This is a genomic window from Mycobacterium asiaticum DSM 44297 (assembly GCF_000613245.1).
Lineage (GTDB): Bacteria > Actinomycetota > Actinomycetes > Mycobacteriales > Mycobacteriaceae > Mycobacterium > Mycobacterium asiaticum.
Window position 1 is genome coordinate 1 of the sequence record NZ_HG964941.1, and the last position, 2,236, is coordinate 2,236.

The 2,236-nt window shown below is 65.3% G+C and carries 3 protein-coding genes; all 3 read right to left on the bottom strand.

Translation table 11 applies throughout. The features are described from left to right. Positions 1–172: 172 nt before the first annotated feature. Complete coding sequence (locus BN972_RS27495) at positions 173–553, bottom strand: DUF4189 domain-containing protein (protein WP_036366310.1); 381 nt, start codon at positions 551–553, stop codon at positions 173–175. Positions 554–615: 62 nt separating this feature from the next. Continuing rightward, positions 616–1,350, bottom strand: coding sequence for an LppX_LprAFG lipoprotein (locus BN972_RS27500; protein ID WP_036366315.1), 735 nt, complete (start codon positions 1,348–1,350; stop codon positions 616–618). Between the two features lie 183 nt (positions 1,351–1,533). Then, on the bottom strand, positions 1,534–2,236 hold a 703-nt coding region (locus tag BN972_RS27505; protein ID WP_036366313.1), incomplete at its 5' end, for an ABC transporter permease.

Below are 2,236 nucleotides of genomic sequence, written 5' to 3' on the forward strand. Positions count from 1 at the left end.
CCTCCAACCGCGGCACCTCGGTCGTGATCGTGTCGGTCCGGTCTTCCATCCATAGCCTCCGCTGCGTCAGCCTAGCTTTCTGAAGCCTGCGCCTCAGCGCAGACGATCGCTGATGATGTTCTGCGGCAGAGACTTCAGGGCAGGTGCGGCGGACCGAATCACCCCGCCGGGCCTAGCCGTTGCAGTACCAGGTTCCGATCCACCCAGGCGTGCCAAGGGTTTTCAGGGCGTCGGCTTGTGCCGCGGCGAGTGTGGGCCCGTAACCACCCGCGTAGTCGGGGTTGTTGTTCTGGGCGATCGCGCCGCACTCTTTGAATGTCACCAGCAGCTTGCAGTCGGAGTAGCCACACGCGCCCATCGCCGCACTTTCGGCTGCAGCCTTGGAGGGGGCGTTCTTGGTCCGTCCGTACACCTTGCCGTCGCGCGAGTGCGCGATCGCGCCCCAGTAGGTGTCGGCGTGTACCGCTGGGGCAAGCACGATGGTCGTCGAACCGACCAGGACGATATTCGCCACGGCGACCGCGGCACGTCGTTGAAAAGCCGTCAATGCCATGAGGATTCCTTTCCCAGGTCGGTCATCGGGCGAGCGCTTTGTCGGGGCCATCGGGGTCGTGGCTAGGCGGGCTTGGTGGCGGTGACCTGTTTGCCCCACTCCGACATGGTCATCGTCACGGTGCCGTTCTCGACCGGCACGATCTCGATCTTGACCAGGTGGTTGGAGCCGTCCGAGGCGATCCAGACGGTGGTCGGTGTGGGCGGCGCGTCCTTCGGGCTGAGGCGAGATCCGGCCAGCGTGGCGACATCGTCAGTGGACGAGGTCCCGGTGATCTTGGTGGTAGCGATGCCGTTGATCTGCTCGGTGCCGGAAACTTTCGGGTTTTGCAGGTGTGACAGCACGTTGGCCAAGCCCCGGTCCGGGTCGAGCAGCGTCGAGACGTCATAGATCGAAGCACCGTTGCCGTAGTCGGTGAACTTGCCGGCCTCGGCGAGATCGGAGTACAGGTGGCCGTCGACGAAGACGAACTTCGAGTCGACGGGGTCCTTGCCGACGATCAGGGTGGCGGTCCCGGTGGCGGCGGTCTGCGGAGTGCTGGAGACATCGCCGTCGAGTTTGGTCACGGCCAGGTTGGGCACCGCGCCCTGCACGGTCAGGCTGACGTGCATCCCGGTGACTTTGCGCATGGCATCGGCAGCCTGTTTGACCGTGCTGGCGGCATCCGTGTTTGCTCCGGAGCTTGATCCCCCGTTGGACGCGTTGGGCTTTGAGCCGCAGCCGGTGACCAGGAAAGCCATCGCCACAACCATCGCCGCGGTCGCAACGCCAACGCGGCGCCAGAGCTTCAGTTTCATCAACATCTCCTTTTCGAGGCACGTTGCCGTAGGGCAAACTCATCGGGAGCCAGCACCAAAGGCTGGCGCCTAGCGTAGACCGACCGATATGGCCTTGACTAGGGTCTTGTCATCGGCATGCTGCGGGGGGCCGCGTCGCGTCCTCAGCAGCAGCAAAGCGGCCCCGGACACCGTCTACCGCCTTTACCGGCGCGCTCGGCGTTGCGGATCGAGCCGCTTCAACCGGATCGCCAGCAGGATCACCATCACGACGCCAAGCGCCACGCACATGCCGAGCGCGGTCAGATAACGGGCTCGATCGTGGTCCCAGAGCGGGTCTGTGTCGGTGATGCGGATGTAGTTCACCCCGAGGGACGACCCGGCCATGGCGTAGGCCCAGCGGGACGGGGACAGCCAGGCCAGTTGCTCGAGCGGGATTCGGTCGCGGACGGCGAACAGCCCGCCGCACAACACGAGTTGGGCCATCACCACCAGGACCAGCAGCGGCATGCCGCGGTCGGCATTGCTGATCAGCGCGGAGATCAGCAAGCCCAGGATCATCGAGACCACGGTGACGGCGATGATGGCCGCCGTCACCTCGGCCAGGCCCACCCAGCGAAGGAGTTGGGGGTTGCCGGAGTGCAGCAGCAACGAATCGTCGGGCAGCGGTAGGAACGCAACGCCGAGGAATCCGACGATCAGTCCCTGCAAGCCGGTGATGGCGCCCAGCACGGCGAGTTTGGAGGCGAGGTAGGCGCTGCCGGAGAGGCCGATGCCGTGCTCGCGCCGGTAGATGGCCTGTTCCTTGACGATCTCGCGGATCGAGCCGGCGCACCCCATCAGGGCGCCGCCGATGATGAGCAGCACCAGCAATTGGGTGGGTTGTTTGGATTGCTGGCTGATGGCG

Coding starts and splice junctions, on each gene's coding strand:
- BN972_RS27495 (WP_036366310.1), bottom strand. CDS start 553: ATGGCATTGACGGCTTTTCAACGACGTGCCGCGGTCGCCGTGGCGAAT.
- BN972_RS27500 (WP_036366315.1), bottom strand. CDS start 1,350: ATGAAACTGAAGCTCTGGCGCCGCGTTGGCGTTGCGACCGCGGCGATG.